The sequence below is a fragment of the Ruegeria marina genome (genome assembly GCF_900101475.1).
GTDB lineage: Bacteria > Pseudomonadota > Alphaproteobacteria > Rhodobacterales > Rhodobacteraceae > Ruegeria_B > Ruegeria_B marina.
The window spans coordinates 1-15,210 of the sequence record NZ_FMZV01000001.1; the positions used below are offsets into that span (position 1 = coordinate 1).

Below are 15,210 nucleotides of genomic sequence, written 5' to 3' on the forward strand. Positions count from 1 at the left end.
CAAACCCAGGGCAAGATCGAGCGCTGGCACCAGACCATGAAGAACCGCGTTCTGCTGGAAAACTACTTCCTGCCCGGCGAGTTGGAACGCCAGATCGGCGCCTTCGTCGACCACTACAACAACCACCGATATCACGAGAGCCTGGCAAACCTGACCCCGGCCGACGTCTACCATGGTCGCGGCGCGAAGATCCTGAAGATGAGAGAGGAGATCAAGAAACAGACAATCCGGCAACGCCGCTTGCAGCACCAAGCAGCTGCCGCTTAAACTTAAACAGAAACCGAACCAGAGCCTCCGTTACGAAACGGCCTGCGAAGTCCGAAAAACCCTGACGACGGACACTGATGATGCATACGGATGGTGCGGTGCTGCCCCTGATCGACGACCTGATCGAGACCGGAGCGGATATTCTGAACCCGGTGCAGACGTCGACGGCCGGGATGGGTGACACTGCCGCCCTGAACCAGAAATTTGGGGATCGGATTGCGTTCCACGGCGCGATGGACGTGCAGCAAATGATGCCGAACGCGACGCAGGACGAGCTGAAATGGGAAGTCGCCCGCCGCATGAAGGATCTGGGAACCAATGGGGGATATATCATCGCACCGTGCCACAATATCGGTCACGACATTCCGCCCGAGAACACGTTGGCGTTCTTTCAGATGGTGCGTGACATGGGGCGGTATCCGCTTGATCTGGATGCGGCGTTGTCCAGCGGCGCCTCATATTTCGAGCGACTGAAGCGCGAAGGTGGGGAATGACACCCAATGCCCGCTTCAAGGCACGCCTGATCGCGCGTGAGCCCCTGGTCGGGTGTTTCGTCAAGACGCCGCACCCGATTGTCGTCGAAGTTCTGGGGGCCGGGCCGCTGGATTTTCTGATCCTGGACGGTGAACATTCGCCCTTTGACCGCGCCGCGATCGACGCTTGCATGCTTGCCGCCCGCGCCGTTGGTTGCGCCGTGCTGGTGCGGGTGCCGAATGACGACCCTTCGACCATTCTGGGTGTTCTGGACTGCGGGGCCGCCGGGGTGGTGGCGCCTCATGTCACAAGCGTTGAGCAGGCGCGCAAGTTGGCGCGGTCAATGCATTATGTGGCTGGTGGCCGCGGAATTGCGGGCACCACCCGCGCCGGCGGGTACGGTGTGCGGCCATTGACGGAACATCGCAAGGCATCCAGCGCCGAGGTGTCGCTGATCTGCCAGATTGAGGATCGCGAAGGTGTCGATTGCTATGACGGAATCGCCGCGGTTGATGGGGTCGATGCGTTGTTTGTCGGACGGGCGGATCTGAGCGTTTCATACGGGCTTGACGATTTTGCCGCGCCCGAAACCGCAAAGATTTGCGGCGACGTTCTGTCTGCCAAGGGGGCTGCCACCGGCCTTTATTGCGCGCCGGGCGAGGATCCCGGCCCCTGGCGGGCCTGCGGTGCAAGTTTCTTCGTCACCGGCTCTGATCACAGCTTGCTGCAACACGGCGCCAAGGCGTTGAAGGCCAGCTTCACCCCCGCCAACAAGACGACAGGAGAGACATGATGAACAGCCTTCTCACCCCCGATTTTGCGCGCAACATCCGCATTCTGGGTCATTCCGACCAGGGGGGACGTGCCGACGGCATTCAGATAATGGTCTCGGGCGGCTATGCCTATTTGGGGCACGTGTTCAACAACGGCTTTTCGGTCATCGACGTGCGCGATCCTAAGAACCCGGTCTTCGTAAAACACATCCCGCAGCCTGAAGGCACCTGGAGCCAGCACCTTCAGACTCATGGCGATATTCTGATCGTCAACAACATGTGTGACATGCTGAAGGTCGAGACCTCGGGCGCATTCGATCCGGGCGAGTATTACAAAGGGTCTGTCGCCGACAAAGTGGACCTGTCGGGCGGAGACAAGCCCTATTCCGCGGGCATGCGGGTTTATGACATATCAGACCGGGCCAACCCGCGTGAGATCGCATTTCTCGACGTGCCCGGCCTGGGCGTCCATCGGGTGTTCTGGGATGGCGGCGATTGGGCCTATATCTCCGCTCTTCCTCCGGGGTTTTCGGATGATATCTTCATGATTGTTGACTTCCGCAACCCCGAGAAGCCCGAAGTGGTTTCAAAGCTTTGGAAGGAGGGCATGCACACGGCAGGAGGCGAGAAGCCGCGGTGGGATCCCAAGTACCGTTATGCGTTGCATCATGCGATCATCAAGGGTGATCTGGGGGCTGCCGCGTGGCGGGACGGGGGAATGTCGTTGATTGACGTGTCCGATCGCTATAACCCGCGGTTCATCAGTCACGATAATCCTTGCCCGCCTTTTGCCGGTCACACGCACAACACCTTGCCGCTTCCGGGGCGCGGGCTGCTGTTTGTCGTCGAAGAAAGCCAGGCGGATAATTGCGAGGACGGGATCAAGCGCAACTGGGTCTATGACATCTCGGTCCCGGAGAACCCCGTGACCATCGCGACCACGCTGCCACCGGGCGAGGAAGACTATAAGCACAAAGGCGGGCAGTTCGGGCCGCACAATGTTCATGAAAACCGGTCGGAAGGGTTCCAAAGCGAAGAACTGATGTTCGTCACCTACCAAAACGCCGGGCTTCGGGTCTATGACATCTCGAACCCGTTCCGCCCGGAAGAGGTTGCCGCCTGCGTTCCACCCGCCCCAACCAGGCTGATGGACTATCGGCCCAATCGCCCGTTGGTGGTCGACACCACAGATGTCTATGTGGACAAGCAGGGCCTGATCTACACCACAGACATGAATGCGGGTCTGTATATCATGGAAATGGATGGGCTGTGATGGCGAAGGTCGTAGTGTCTGGACAAATTCACCCTGATGGGATGGCTATTCTGAACGCGGAACCGGGATTAGAGGTCGAGCTGTTCACCGACCCCGGTACGCCGGTCCCGATGGACAGCCTTGCTTCGGCCGATGCGTTGCTGATCCGTTATGGGGTGGTGACCGCAGAGCAAGTTGAAAAGATGCCCAATCTGCAGGTCGTGTCGCGTCATGGTGTGGGTTGCGACAATCTTCCCACCGCCGAACTGGCCGCGCGCGGCGTGCCCGTCACCATCGTCGGTCCGGTCAATGCCGTTTCGGTCGCCGAACAGGTGATGGCAATGATGCTCGTGCTGGCAAAGCAACTGGTGCCGGGGGATGCCGCGGTGCGTGGGTCAGACTGGAACTTTCGCAATCACATCGTGATGAGCGAACTGGCCGGGAAAAACCTGATGCTGTTGGGATTTGGCCGTATCGGTCGCGAGGTTGCCCGGCGCGCCCGCGCCTTCGATATGGAAGTTCGTGTGTTCGATCCCTTCGTCTCGGCGGAGATCGTGCTAGACGCTGGCTGCCTGCCCATCGCCGACTGGCAAGCAAACCTGCCCGAGGTGGATGTTCTGAGCCTTCATCTGCCCGCAACCCCCGAAACCAGGGGTATGATCGCGGCGCCCGAGTTTGCGCGAATGAAGCCGACCGCGATCCTGATCAACGCCGCGCGCGGCGGACTGATCGACGAGGATGCGCTTTACGCCGCCCTTGGCGGACCGATGGCACAAGGTGGCGCCGGGCTGGATTGCCTGACTTCCGAACCACCCGCACCGGACCTGCCCCTGTTTGGCTTGCCCAATGTCGTGTTCAGTCCACATTCGGCAGCGCTCAGTGCCGAGGCCGTCCGCAGGATGGGCACGGTCGCGGCCCAGAACGTCGTGGATGGTCTGAACAGCCGTGTGAACCGCGAACTGATCTTCAACCGCCGTGCATTGGAAGAGGCCGGGCATGCAGTCTGACATCCCAACCCACGGATATTTGCCGATTGTCGACATCACGATCCCCATTCATTGGGACAACCATGCGCTGCTGATGTTCGGCATCTGGTTTCTGCTGGTGCCTGTGGCGGTGTTGTTCCTGCGGTTCGGCAAGATTCCCCCGACGACCTATGGCATCCCGCGCGGCACCCCGAAATGGGCGTGGCCAGAGCTCTGCTGGACCGTGCACAAGAAGCTTCTCTATGTGGCGATGTTTCTTGCCGTGGGCGGGACTGGGTTCGCGATGCTTCTCAGCGGTGGGTTCTCAGGGTCGCTCCATGCTTGGTTTGGTGTCGGCACCCTGATCCTGGGTGTGCTGCAAGTGGTGTCATCCTGGTTTCGCGGCAGCCATGGCGGGCGCAAGGACCCGCAGGCGGATCCTGATAACCGCGCCACATGGGGCGGTAATCATTTCAACATGACCGCGCAGCGCTGGTGGTTCGAAGCGTATCACAAGACCGGGGGATATTTCGCCCTGTTCCTGGCCGTTGGGGCGGTGGCGACGGGCCTGTCGCAATTCTGGATGCCCGGGATTGCAATCTCATTGGGAGCCATCGTGTTTGCAGGCCTTGTTCTTGCAGTCGTCCTTCAAGGTCGTGGCCATCACCACGACACTTGTCAATCGGTCTATGGCAGTCATCCCAATCACCCCTTCAACAAGCGGCGGTTTCGCAGGATGCTGACCGAGCAGGACGAGAGACCCTGAGTCGGTCGCGGGTGCCTAATCGTCGGGCAGGTGCAGCGCAAGCCCGAGAAGCGAGTTCAACGGCTGAAAACAGCCGGTGTCCGTCACCTTGAAGCCGGGATTGGCGTTGTCGAAGACGGATAGCAGCGCCTGCACCCGTGCCGGATCCCAGCTGCGCCGAACGCCACATTGTTCGCTGGCCAGCACGGGGATACGACGCGTTCGGCCAGTTGCCGCATTGTTCCGCAGATATCGGTGTGCGTCGCGTCCCAGTGCGAACAAGACCTCGCCACCCAGATCGGACTGAACGTGATGCGCGCCATAGTCCTTGCCAAGCCAGTCAAAAGCCTGCGCTTGCGTGTAGTTCAGGGTGAGAAGATAGGCCGTGATCGTGGCGCCGCGTTGCAGATCATTTGCATCAACGATGCCTTCCAGCAGCACCCGGTCCGCGAGCAGCACACCCCGATCGGTCATCGTGGTCGTCACTGGCATGAAGAATGCCTCGGGCCGGGCCAGCGCCGTGATACATGCTGATGCCTGGTCGAACCACGCCGCCAGCCCCTCCGCCCGCTTGCCGCCTTTATCCAGCGCGCGCGCATATTGCGTCTGACGCGCCAGCCGCGCCCGCGCGATATCCAGGAGCCCGGATACAGGCAATGTGAACCGCACCTCAGTATGAGTCATGGCGCCAAGGAGGCTCATCACGCCAAGAGGCGCTCAGGCCACCATTCCCAACGCGCGTTTGACCGCCTTGACCGCACCCGGAGCATCTTCGCCAAAGGCGTCGGCACCGATCTTGTCGGCATAATCCTGGGTGATAACGGCGCCTCCGATGACAATCTTGGCGCCGTTGCTGACCTCGCGCAAATGGTTCACAACGCTGATCATCTGGGGCTTGGTGGTCGTCAGAAGGGCGCTCAGGCAGACAACCTGGTTGCCGCGTTCCAGCGCCTTGGCGAATTCTTCGTTCGCCACGTCCACGCCAAGATCCTCGACCTCGAAGCCTGCGCCTTTCAGCATCATCACGACCAGGTTCTTGCCGATGTCGTGCCAGTCCCCCTTTACACTTCCGATACACACGCGCGCCAGCGGTTCGTGGTCAGTTTGGGCTAGCACGGGTTCGATAATGTCGATCCCACCCTGCATTGCGCGCGCGGCGACAAGCATTTCGGGCACAAAGACCTCGCCAGCAGAGAACTGTTCGCCCACCTCGGCCATGGCTGGGATCATCGCTTCGTTCAGCAAAACTGCAAGGTCGTCGCCGGCGTCGCGGGCTTTGGTGACGAGCGCGACGACGCAGTCGCGATCCCCGTCACAGATTGCCTCGAACAGGGCGTCTTTTTCGTCTTCGGTCAGCATAGATCAGGCTTTCGATTCTGCGATGAATGCGCATTCAATATCATGCATTGATATGCGCCGTCAACATTGCAAAATAGGCGTGAGCCGTGCATCATGCTGCGCTTGTCTTCGCCGATAAAGGTTTTCAGGCGGCGCGGACGGAGATAGAACGTACCGAATGCCGATAAGACAAACGTGCCGAGGTTGTCGAAAAATGAAAAGAAGATCAATTACATCATATGATGTCGCCCGAGCCGCCGGTGTGTCGCAATCGGCTGTGTCCCGGGCCTTTTCCCCCGGCGCGTCCATCGCTGACGCCACCAGAAAAAAAGTGCTGCGGGCCGCGCAAGAGCTGGGATACCAGCCGAATGCCATTGCAAGAAGTATGTCGACCGCGCGTAAGGATGACCATCAGAAATCAGGTATGGTCGGCGTGATTGTCACCCGTCTGGAAGACCCGTTTTTTGCTCACACCATCGCCCATTTCAGCCGGAATCTTCAGGCGCAGGGTTGGCACATGCTGCTGTTTACTGTCGACAGCCAGGCCCAAGTCGACGACGCGCTGAACGCGCTGATGCAATACCAGATTGATGGCGTGATCATCCTCTCGGCGTTACTGAGCAACCACATGACCAAGGTATGCCGCTCCAAGGGTATTCCGGTGATGCTTTACAACCGCAGTGCCGCCGAAAGCGGCGTCAGCTCGGTGGTGATTGACAACCGCGAGGGCGGGCGACTTGCCGCGGACCTGTTGCGCGAAGCGGGTCACGATCGGATCGCGTTTGTCGGCGCCGACACTGAGGATGAAACCTCTCGCGAGCGGCGGGCGGGGTTCGAGGAACGGTTGCGCGCGGACGGCTTGTCCCCGGTTCAGGTCGAGACGGGCGATTATACTTTTGTCAGCGGGCGTGAAGCGGGTCTGCGGCTGTTTGCGCGCAGCGAACGCCCGGACGCGGTGTTTTGTGCCAGCGACGTTATGGCACTCGGCGTGCTGCACGCGGTCCGGTTCGAGCTGGGTTTGCGCGTGCCGCAGGACTTGTCGCTGATCGGGTTCGACGATATTCCATCCGCGGCCTGGCCCGGGCACTTGCTGACAACCATTCGCCAACCCATTCGGCGGATGATCCGCGAGGCCGTCGACATGCTGGTTGAGCGGATGGAAAATTCAGAAGCCGAAGCCAAGATCACACGGTTTCCCGGTTCTCTCATCCTGCGCGATACGGTGCGGCGGATCGACACTGGGCAGACGAAGAACGAGACCTGATCGACACGAACTCGCATGGCGTTTTCAGATCAGTCGTATCATGCCGCTGACGGAACGATTGTCAGCGCTGCCGGATCTTTCTTCGAGTTTAGGCTTCACGTCTATATTTCCCCTGCCAGCATCGCTCGTTCATGCACCGCCAACGTTGCTGAAAACCTCCGGCACCCGAACTTGCGGATCACGTCGGGTACCCGCGCTTCATAGGCAGCATGCCCGATCAAACGACACAGGTCGGACGCGTGGAACTGGCGGTTCGCAGTTGGTGCGGCTTGCATCTGTTTCAGCAATTCGCGCTCTTTGGGGTCCGTTATTGGTCTCGCGGGCGGCTTGGCCGCGGGACGAGTTGGAGTTCCCGACGAATTTCGCCATCGGCGCATGAAGCCAAGCAGGAAGCCGGCCGGCACCTTTCCGTTGCCTCGGGACCGATTGAACGCGAGGAAGCGGTCCCAGATGATCTGGGTGTCGACGTTCCAGCAGGGCAGCGTGGCCTTCGCTGCTTTGATGAGCTCCGCCCAACTGGTCTGAAAAACGTTCGAACTCGCGGTGATGTCGATCAGTCCTGAGAAGATAGTTTTGTTATTATTATCTCTAGATAGTGATGTGTCACCTTCACCTGACACGAGATCATGGGTTTCACTCTCCTCATCGAAGGCGGAAAACCGAAAGATCCAGGGTGCGAACTTGCCATTCGTCTTCGCTCGCTCGAGCTGCAACTCCGACGTCTCAAGTTCGTTCAGAAGAACCGTAAGATACTGCCGTGAAACACCCATCTTCTCCGCCAGGGCCGAGAGGGTGAAGGCTGCCGTTCCGCGCGACAAACCGTTGTAGCCATCCTTCCAGGCGATAGCATCAAGGATGAGGGTGGCAAGCTTGTGCGCTGCAACAGAGAGATTTGTCTGCGTGATCCGTCGCAGGATCAGACCAGTCGTAGGTTCCATGGTCGAGGTCTCCTTGGAGATCCGACGCCATGTCGCGAGGAAACAAAACCCTCGCCAGCAAAACAACTTTGCTGGTTGCAGGTGTTTTAGCGGAGCGCTAGCAACTGTATCTCTTATGCTGCCATACCTGCAAGCGAACGGCCCGCTTGTGACCAGCGAACAAATACCTGCCATCGCTGATCCACTTGATTTTGAAAATCGTGCATCATGGCATATTGCGCTCAACAAAGAACGCTCTTTCGCCACGCTTACGCTGGCCGATATGTGCAGCTTCTTCGTCTTCTGTCACGAGATCGGTCATGTCGTTTCCGGGCATAGCCTTTCGTTCCGTTGTCGCCTTCGTCCTTGAGCAGCACGATGGAACGTAAGGGCGCGACGCTTGCGATGTGCGGTAAGTGCGTTGTTAAAAGGATCGAAAGGGGTGCGCCGCCTTGATCTCACGCGGATCGACTTCCGCGCGCTTTGCTTGTTGCCACTCGTTGCCCGTGACGGTCAGCGGATCACGCAGACGCCGATCTTGCAGGCCGCGCGGCATGTCTTAGCCATGTTCGGGAAAGAGCGAACGCGACACATCGGGAAACTTCGTCTTGTAGTGGGGCAGGTTGATCGCGCGCATCTTCTCGGTATCGATGCGCGACCACACAACATGCGAATTGCGTCTGCCATCATTTCCATGGAAGAGAATGGCGCGGGGTTGTCCTTCCAGCCCCAGCTTTTTTCGATCATATCAGCGGTTTTCTCGAAGACTTCCGTTTCGAAGTAAGCGCCTTTAGGTGGGTTCAGGCTCATGGAGAACAGATAATTCTTGCAGCGCGTTCCGGGTGTGATGGTATCTCCGCGGGACTTAACTGAATGGGCGGAAAGCGGAAGTTCGCCGCAGCAGCGAGGCGGCGGGAACAATTGGAAGGGTTCCGGACCTTCAGGCATTGGACCCCCGGGACGAAGCGGAACGCACCTGGCTGGGCGACGATTGACGCAAGCGCTTCAGCCGTGTCCCGGAATCACATGTTGACAAGGATTGGGCAGGGATTTTGCGGGCCTACCTCAAGCCACCGACAATCCGCTCCGAGGCTTCCTCAATATGACGGACCATAGCGCTTTGCGCACCGGGCACATCTCCCGAAAGTAGCGCCGCAAGAATGGCTTCATGGTCGCGCCAGCTCTTTTCCGGCAGGCCGGGCTGACGAAGCACAATGACCATGGCACGGCGAATGTGATGCCAATTTCCTGCCATCGACGACAAGAATACATCGTTGCCGCTCCAGCGATAAAGCATCTAGTGGAAGTGCATGTCGGCATCAACCACTGCGCGCACCGAGCCGCTGGCCAGTGCCTCTGCTCCTTCAGCCATAATCTGCCGTCCTTCTTCGGCGGCGGTGGCTGGCATGCGCTTGGCGGCAAGGCGCAGGACGAATGGCTCGATCGCGAGACGGAGCTCATAGATCGAGGCGAACAACATAGGGTCAATCGGCGCAACTACGACACCGCGGCGACCCGTGTCTTCGACAAGACGATTCGTCTTAAGGATCGAAATCGCACTGTTCACCGGCTGCCGCGACACGTTTAAACGGGCAGCAATTTCGTCTTGAGTCAGGCGTTCGCCGGGCTTCAGCTCTCCGCTGCAGATCGCTTCGACCAGAATGTCATAGGTCTCTTCTGTCAGCGTTTTCTTGGGCCTGATCGTATCCATGCACATTCCGCCCTAACAGTGTCGTGATCCAAAATCCAGTCTGATGCGTCGTCGGTAGACCAATTTCCGAATTTCGTATACAGAATACAGAATTGAGACGGAGGAGAGCCACCATGTGTCACGTATTCGCCAATCAGGACCCGAACCGCTATGCCAGCACCACGCGGCGCCTGCGTCTGAACGGTCAATCGACCAGCATCCGGCTTGAAAACGCCTATTGGGACGTGCTCGATGGAATGGCCGAGGACGAAGGGATGACCACGCCCGCGTTCATTTCCACTCTGCACTCGGAAGTGCTGGAACTGCGTGGGGAGCCCGAAAACTTTACCTCTCTGCTTCGCTGTACCTGCTTGAAATTCATGGAACTTTCCGCGTCCCGCCCGACGATGATCGCCGCAGCATAACGATGATCGCTCAAAAATGCGGCGGGTAGTAAACCGATACTACCCGGCCTCCCGGCAGGCTTTTCATCATCAGACAACCGATGATGAAAACCTAAGGGAGGCCTCTCTTGGCCAAGACTATCCACTCCATGATCCGCGTGCTGGACGAGGGCCGTTCGGTCGCGTTCTACGAAAAAGCTTTCGGCCTGCACGTCGCCGACCGGCTCGATTTTCCAACCTTTACCCTGATCTATATGTCGAACGCCGAACAGGAGTTCGAGCTTGAGTTGACGATCAACAAGGATCGGACCGAGCCCTACGATCTTGGCGAGGGCTACGGCCATCTGGCGGTGTCGGTCGATGACCTCGACGCCGAACATGCCCGCTTCGAGGCCGAAGGGATGAACCCCCGCAAGTTGGTTGAATTCGCACCCGCCGGCGAACTGGTCGGGCGCTTCTTCTTCGTGGCCGATCCAGACGGCTACCAGATCGAAGTTCTGGAACGCTCCGGACGTTTCAAGTGACTGAACTTATGGGAGGAAAGACAATGACCAAGACGATGGGCCCCAAGGGCCTGACCCGTCGCCAGCTTCTGTCGCGTGCGACAGCGGCCGGTGCATCCTTCGTGGTCGGCAGCGGTTTTCTGGCCGCCCGCGACGCGGCCTGGGCCGCCGAGATAGACGCCGTAGCCCCTGAAACGTTCGCGACGCTCGTACAAATGGCGCGCGACATCTACCCCCACGACAAGGTGCCAGACGAAAACTATGTGCTGGCTGTCAAGGGCTATGACACGCCCGATGCGGCCGACATGGTCGAGCAAGGCATCAAGGCGATGAACGCCCGCGCCCAAGAGATGCACGGGCAGGATTACCTTGATCTGGGCTGGGAACGGGACCGCGTGGATGTGCTGCGCTCGATGGAGGACGACGGGTTCTTCCAGACGATCCGCGGTGGCCTTGTGACCGGGCTTTATAACCAGAAGGCAGTCTGGCCGATCTTCGGCTACGAGGGCTCGTCCTTCGAGTACGGCGGTTACATCGACCGCGGTTTCAACGACATCAATTGGCTCTGAGCCGGCAGGGGAGGACAGAGTTATGGCTGCACCTTTTGACATGAATGACGACAGCATTGTCGTGGTGATCGGCACGGGCGCTGGTGGCGGCGTGCTGGCGAATGAACTTGCGCAGCGCGGGATCTCGGTCGTCGCGCTCGAGGCGGGCGGGCGCTATCTGCCCGAGGATTACATCAACGACGAATGGGACAGCTTCGGCCAACTGGCCTGGACCGATCCGCGCACCACGTCGGGCGACTGGCGCGTGGCCAAGGATTTCTCGGGCCTGCCCGCGTGGATCGTGAAGGCCGTAGGCGGTACGACGACCCACTGGGCCGGGGCCTCGATCCGGTTCCAGCCGCACGAATGGAAGGCGCTGACGACCTATGGCCCGGTCGAGGGCGCAAGCCTGCTGGACTGGCCTATCGACGCCGAGGAAATGGATCCTTGGTACGATCTGGCCGAGAAGAAACTTGGCGTGACCCGCACCAACGGCTGGCCGGGCCTGCCGGGCAACAACAACTACAAGGTTTTCGAGGCTGGCGCCAAAAAGCTGGGCTATGAAGAGGTCCACACCGGCCGCATGGCGATCATGAGCCACGATGACGGCGACCGCATCAAATGCCAGCAGACCGGTTTCTGCTTTCAGGGCTGCAAGTGGGGCGCCAAGTGGTCGGCCGCCTATACAGACATCCCCAACGGCGAGGCGACCGGCAACCTCGAGGTCCGCGAGCGGTCCCATGTGGCGCGCATCCTGCACAACGAAGCAGGCCGCGTAACCGGGGTCGAATATTTCGACGCCGACGGCAATCTGCACATGCAGAAGGCCGCCGTCGTGGCTGTCGCGGGCAACAGTTTCGAAAGCCCCCGGATACTTCTGAATTCGGCCTCGTCGATGTTCCCCGGGGGGCTTGCGAACTCGTCCGGGCAGGTGGGGCGCAACTATATGCGTCACCTGACCGGCTCGGTTTACGGGATATTCGACAAGCCGGTGAAGATGTGGCGCGGCACCACCATGGCTGGCATCGTTCAGGACGAGGCCCGTCACGACCCGTCGCGTGGTTTCGTCGGCGGATACGAGCTTGAGACCTTGTCGCTGGGCCTGCCCTTCATGGCCGCCTTCCTCGATCCAGGCAGCTGGGGGCGCGAATTCACCACGGCGCTTGATTCCTATGAGAACATGGCCGGCATGTGGATAGTGGGCGAAGACATGCCGCAGGCCACGAACCGCGTGACTCTGTCGGATGTCGAGGACCAGTGGGGCCTGAAGGTCGCGAACGTCCACTACTCGGACCACCCCAACGACCGGGCGATGCGGGACCACGCCTACAAGCAGGGCATGGCGATCTATGACGCGGTGGGCGCCACGCGCACCCTGCCGACGCCGCCCTATCCGTCCACGCACAACCTTGGCACCAACCGGATGTCCGAGAACCCAGAGGACGGCGTGGTGAACAAGTGGGGCCAGACCCACGACATTCCGAACCTGTTCATTTCGGACGGGTCGCAGTTCACCACCGGTGCCGCCGAAAACCCGACGCTGACCATTGTGGCGCTGGCTATTCGCCAAGCCGACCACATGGCCCGCGAGCTGCGTGCGGGTAACATCTGACCCGCCGGGGCGCGCCGACGAGGAGCGGCGCGCCCAAAGTTATTTCAACCAGGGAGGACACTGAATGACGATCAAGAAGCTGACCGCAGGGCTTTTGCTGTCGACCATTCTGGCCGCGCCATTGGCGGCACAGGACAACATGGAACGGCTCGGTAACATGCAGAAGACCGACGCTGAATTCACTTTCATCGCGCAGGACGGCGAACGCGCAGATGCGCTTAAAAAAATCCTGCCTGCGATCGACGTGCCCGCAGGGTTCGAGGTCTCGCTCTATGCCGTGGTGCCGGATGCGCGTTCCATGGCGGTGGCGCCGCAGGGCACGGTGACCTTCGTGGGCACCCGCAAAGACAAGGTCTGGTCCATTGTCGATCGCGACAAGGACCGCGTCGCCGACGAGGTGAAGGATTTCGCACCTTCGGTCACCTTCGACATCCCCAACGGGCCGTGCTTTTCGCGCGATGGGTTCCTGTATATCGCGGAACGCAACCGTGTCCTGAACTTCCCGGCGGCCGAATTCTTCTTCGAAGGCCCCGATCAGCCGGTAGCTGTTGTCGTCCCTCAGGGCGAGTTGATCCCCGAGGAAGAAGAAAGCTTCAACCACTCGGCCCGCGTCTGCCGCGTGGGACCGGACGGCAAGCTTTATATCTCGCTCGGGCAGCCCTACAATGTGCAGCCCGTGGAGAAGCACGTGATGTACGACGAGATCGGTATCGGCGGCATTATCCGGATGAACACCGACGGCTCGGACCGCGAGGTCTATACCCGCGGCGTGCGCAACTCGGTTGGGCATGACTTCAACCCTGCGACAGGCGAGCTGTGGTTCACCGACAACCAGGTCGACGGCCTGGGCGATGACATCCCGCCGGGCGAGCTCAACCGTCAGACCGAAGCCGGCCAGCACTTCGGTTTCCCTTGGACCAACGGCGAATACGAGATCCCCGACTACAAGGACGTGCCTCGCCCCGAAGGCGTCTCCTTCACTGAACCTCAGGTCAAGACGACGGCCCATGCCGCCGACCTTGGGATGCGCTTCTACGCAGGCTCGCAATTCCCGGCGAAATATCAGGGTGGCATCTTCATCGCCCAGCACGGGTCGTGGAACCGCACTACGCCGGTCGGCGCGCGGGTGATGTTTGTCCCCATCGCCGAGGACGGCAACGCAGGCGAGATCGAAGTCTTTGCCGACGGCTGGCTGGTTGAGGAGACCGGCGAATACCTCGGCCGTCCCATGGACATCGCCTTCCTGCCTGACGGCTCGATGCTGGTTTCTGACGACTTCGCGGGAGCGGTCTGGCGCATCGCGTATACCGGCGAATGATCCGGGCCCCGATACTGGCACTCGGCGGGCTGATGCTCGCCGGGGTCGCCGCGGCGCAGGATCTGCCTGTGGGCGATCCCGCAAGCGGCGAATCCTTGATGCCGAAATGCCGGACCTGCCATGGTGCGGACGGGATCGCGAAGTTGATGATCGCGCCCAACATAGCGGGCGAGCCTGCGTCGTATCTGGGCGCGCAGCTACAGGCCTATCGCGATGGCACTCGCCAGAACGAGATGATGTCCGTGATTGCCAAGACGCTGTCGGATCAGGACATCGCGGATATCGCCGCTTGGTTCACTGAGCAGACGCCTGTGTCTACGCTGTCGGCTGATCCGGGCGACGCGCCCGCGATTTGCACCGCTTGCCACGGTGCCGATGGAATCGCGGTGGGCGAAGGTGTGCCGCATCTGGCGGGTGATTCTGAGATGTACCTTACAGCCCAATTGCAGGCCTTCCGGGACGGCACGCGCGGTGGCGATGTTATGCCTGGCATTGCCGCTGGCCTCTCGGACGAAGACATCAAGGTGATGGCGCGCTGGTATGCCTCGATCCAACTGAGCGTCGAATGAACGCAAGGGTGGCCTATTGGGCCGCCCTTCAACCACGTCGGGCCCGTCTTACGGATTGAGTTGCGCCGCAGCGATGAGCAACCCCACTGAGGTCGGCTTGGCGTCGGATGGTGGATCGGTCGAAGTGGTCCTCGCGGTCATCTCCCGTGCGTCTTGCGGAGGGGCCGCGTTTCAGAAGGCTGGCCTGATCCTGGCCACGCGTCCCAACTGGACGCATTCCTGAAGCCGTCAGTTGGTCAGTAGTGGTCTTTTGATCTCATGCATCCGCCCCGCTCCAGCGGAACGGTGTGTTTGAATCCCTTTTGTCAACACGGCCTAGCCAACGCAAAAGCTTGTGCTACCCGGCTCATTCATTCGCAGCAAACTTCAAAAGTTCCCGGATCGTCGTGAGCGCACTGACTTGCTCCGACTGGGAACGGCGCCTGAATAGGGAACGCCACGGAGGCCAAACCGCCTGACAGACTTCACGGATGCAACCCGTTTGGTGAAAATCGATCAGGATAGGTTTGTCAGCCTCCTCAAGTCCTGCAATCTCTCCGTTGAGCAGCGCAATGGAGACCGACCGCGCGGC

Annotated in this window: 17 protein-coding genes and 2 pseudogenes; 15 read left to right on the forward strand and 4 right to left on the reverse strand. The window is 60.2% G+C overall.

Annotation, left to right across the window (positions count from 1 at the left end):
- The 6 genes from BLT75_RS00005 to BLT75_RS00030 all read left to right on the forward strand — a co-directional run.
- Positions 1-267: integrase core domain-containing protein (locus BLT75_RS00005; RefSeq protein WP_143028483.1), on the forward strand; the 267-nt coding region annotated here is incomplete at its 5' end.
- Between the two features lie 77 nt (positions 268-344).
- The gene (locus BLT75_RS00010; protein ID WP_093026668.1) at positions 345-761 is read left to right on the forward strand and encodes a uroporphyrinogen decarboxylase family protein; all 417 of its coding nucleotides are present in this window, start codon (positions 345-347) and stop codon (positions 759-761) included.
- Positions 758-1,534: an HpcH/HpaI aldolase family protein gene (locus tag BLT75_RS00015; RefSeq protein WP_093026669.1), complete on the forward strand. Its 777-nt coding sequence runs from the start codon at positions 758-760 to the stop codon at positions 1,532-1,534. Before BLT75_RS00010 ends, BLT75_RS00015 begins: the two co-directional genes overlap by 4 nt.
- Positions 1,534-2,787: an LVIVD repeat-containing protein gene (locus BLT75_RS00020; RefSeq protein ID WP_176827774.1), complete on the forward strand. Its 1,254-nt coding sequence runs from the start codon at positions 1,534-1,536 to the stop codon at positions 2,785-2,787. Before BLT75_RS00015 ends, BLT75_RS00020 begins: the two co-directional genes overlap by 1 nt.
- Positions 2,787-3,773 (forward strand): hydroxyacid dehydrogenase, encoded by a 987-nt coding sequence (locus BLT75_RS00025; RefSeq protein WP_093026671.1) that lies wholly within the window; start codon positions 2,787-2,789, stop codon positions 3,771-3,773. The genes BLT75_RS00020 and BLT75_RS00025 overlap by 1 nt, the downstream gene beginning before the upstream one ends.
- Complete coding sequence (locus tag BLT75_RS00030) at positions 3,763-4,497, forward strand: cytochrome b561 domain-containing protein (RefSeq protein WP_093026672.1); 735 nt, start codon at positions 3,763-3,765, stop codon at positions 4,495-4,497. Before BLT75_RS00025 ends, BLT75_RS00030 begins: the two co-directional genes overlap by 11 nt.
- A 15-nt stretch (positions 4,498-4,512) precedes the next feature.
- Here the strand turns inward: BLT75_RS00030 and BLT75_RS00035 are convergent, their stop codons facing one another.
- Both BLT75_RS00035 and BLT75_RS00040 read right to left on the reverse strand, forming a co-directional pair.
- The gene (locus BLT75_RS00035) at positions 4,513-5,160 is read right to left on the reverse strand and encodes a hypothetical protein (protein ID WP_143028484.1); all 648 of its coding nucleotides are present in this window, start codon (positions 5,158-5,160) and stop codon (positions 4,513-4,515) included.
- A 33-nt stretch (positions 5,161-5,193) separates the two neighbouring features.
- On the reverse strand, positions 5,194-5,835 hold the full coding sequence (locus tag BLT75_RS00040; RefSeq protein WP_093026674.1) for a cobalamin-dependent protein: 642 nt from the start codon (positions 5,833-5,835) through the stop codon (positions 5,194-5,196).
- A gap of 193 nt (positions 5,836-6,028) precedes the next feature.
- Here BLT75_RS00040 and BLT75_RS25215 point away from each other — a divergent pair.
- Together BLT75_RS25215 and BLT75_RS00045 are read left to right on the forward strand one after the other, a co-directional pair.
- Positions 6,029-6,172 (forward strand): annotated as a pseudogene (locus BLT75_RS25215) (LacI family DNA-binding transcriptional regulator); the annotation flags it as partial.
- Positions 6,173-6,199: 27 nt separating this feature from the next.
- Positions 6,200-7,078, forward strand: coding sequence for a substrate-binding domain-containing protein (locus BLT75_RS00045; protein ID WP_245706291.1), 879 nt, complete (start codon positions 6,200-6,202; stop codon positions 7,076-7,078).
- A 101-nt stretch (positions 7,079-7,179) separates the two neighbouring features.
- Here BLT75_RS00045 and BLT75_RS00050 read toward each other — a convergent pair whose 3' ends face one another.
- Complete coding sequence (locus BLT75_RS00050) at positions 7,180-8,016, reverse strand: hypothetical protein (protein ID WP_093026676.1); 837 nt, start codon at positions 8,014-8,016, stop codon at positions 7,180-7,182.
- Between the two features lie 421 nt (positions 8,017-8,437).
- Between BLT75_RS00050 and BLT75_RS23990 the strand changes: the two genes are divergently transcribed.
- Positions 8,438-8,779, forward strand: a complete 342-nt coding sequence (locus BLT75_RS23990) for a hypothetical protein (RefSeq protein WP_143028485.1) — start codon at positions 8,438-8,440, stop codon at positions 8,777-8,779.
- 276 nt (positions 8,780-9,055) lie between these two features.
- Here BLT75_RS23990 and BLT75_RS24690 read toward each other — a convergent pair.
- Positions 9,056-9,712, reverse strand: a pseudogene (locus BLT75_RS24690) (GntR family transcriptional regulator).
- 107 nt (positions 9,713-9,819) lie between these two features.
- On the opposite strand from BLT75_RS24690, the gene BLT75_RS00065 reads away from it, so the two are divergent.
- The 6 genes from BLT75_RS00065 (at position 9,820) to BLT75_RS00090 (ending at position 14,639) form a co-directional block, all read left to right on the forward strand.
- Positions 9,820-10,110 carry a ribbon-helix-helix domain-containing protein gene (locus BLT75_RS00065; protein WP_093026679.1) on the forward strand — a complete coding sequence of 97 codons (291 nt, stop codon included), beginning with the start codon at positions 9,820-9,822 and terminating at the stop codon, positions 10,108-10,110.
- A gap of 107 nt (positions 10,111-10,217) precedes the next feature.
- Positions 10,218-10,613, forward strand: a complete 396-nt coding sequence (locus tag BLT75_RS00070) for a VOC family protein (protein ID WP_093026680.1) — start codon at positions 10,218-10,220, stop codon at positions 10,611-10,613.
- Positions 10,614-10,636: 23 nt separating this feature from the next.
- Positions 10,637-11,161, forward strand: coding sequence for a gluconate 2-dehydrogenase subunit 3 family protein (locus BLT75_RS00075; protein WP_093026681.1), 525 nt, complete (start codon positions 10,637-10,639; stop codon positions 11,159-11,161).
- 22 nt (positions 11,162-11,183) lie between these two features.
- A complete protein-coding gene (locus BLT75_RS00080; RefSeq protein ID WP_093026682.1) occupies positions 11,184-12,752 on the forward strand; it encodes a GMC family oxidoreductase in 1,569 nt (522 codons plus the stop codon).
- A 64-nt stretch (positions 12,753-12,816) separates the two neighbouring features.
- On the forward strand, positions 12,817-14,070 hold the full coding sequence (locus tag BLT75_RS00085) for a PQQ-dependent sugar dehydrogenase (protein WP_093026683.1): 1,254 nt from the start codon (positions 12,817-12,819) through the stop codon (positions 14,068-14,070).
- Positions 14,067-14,639, forward strand: coding sequence for a c-type cytochrome (locus tag BLT75_RS00090; protein WP_093026684.1), 573 nt, complete (start codon positions 14,067-14,069; stop codon positions 14,637-14,639). Before BLT75_RS00085 ends, BLT75_RS00090 begins: the two co-directional genes overlap by 4 nt.
- Positions 14,640-15,210: the final 571 nt, after the last annotated feature.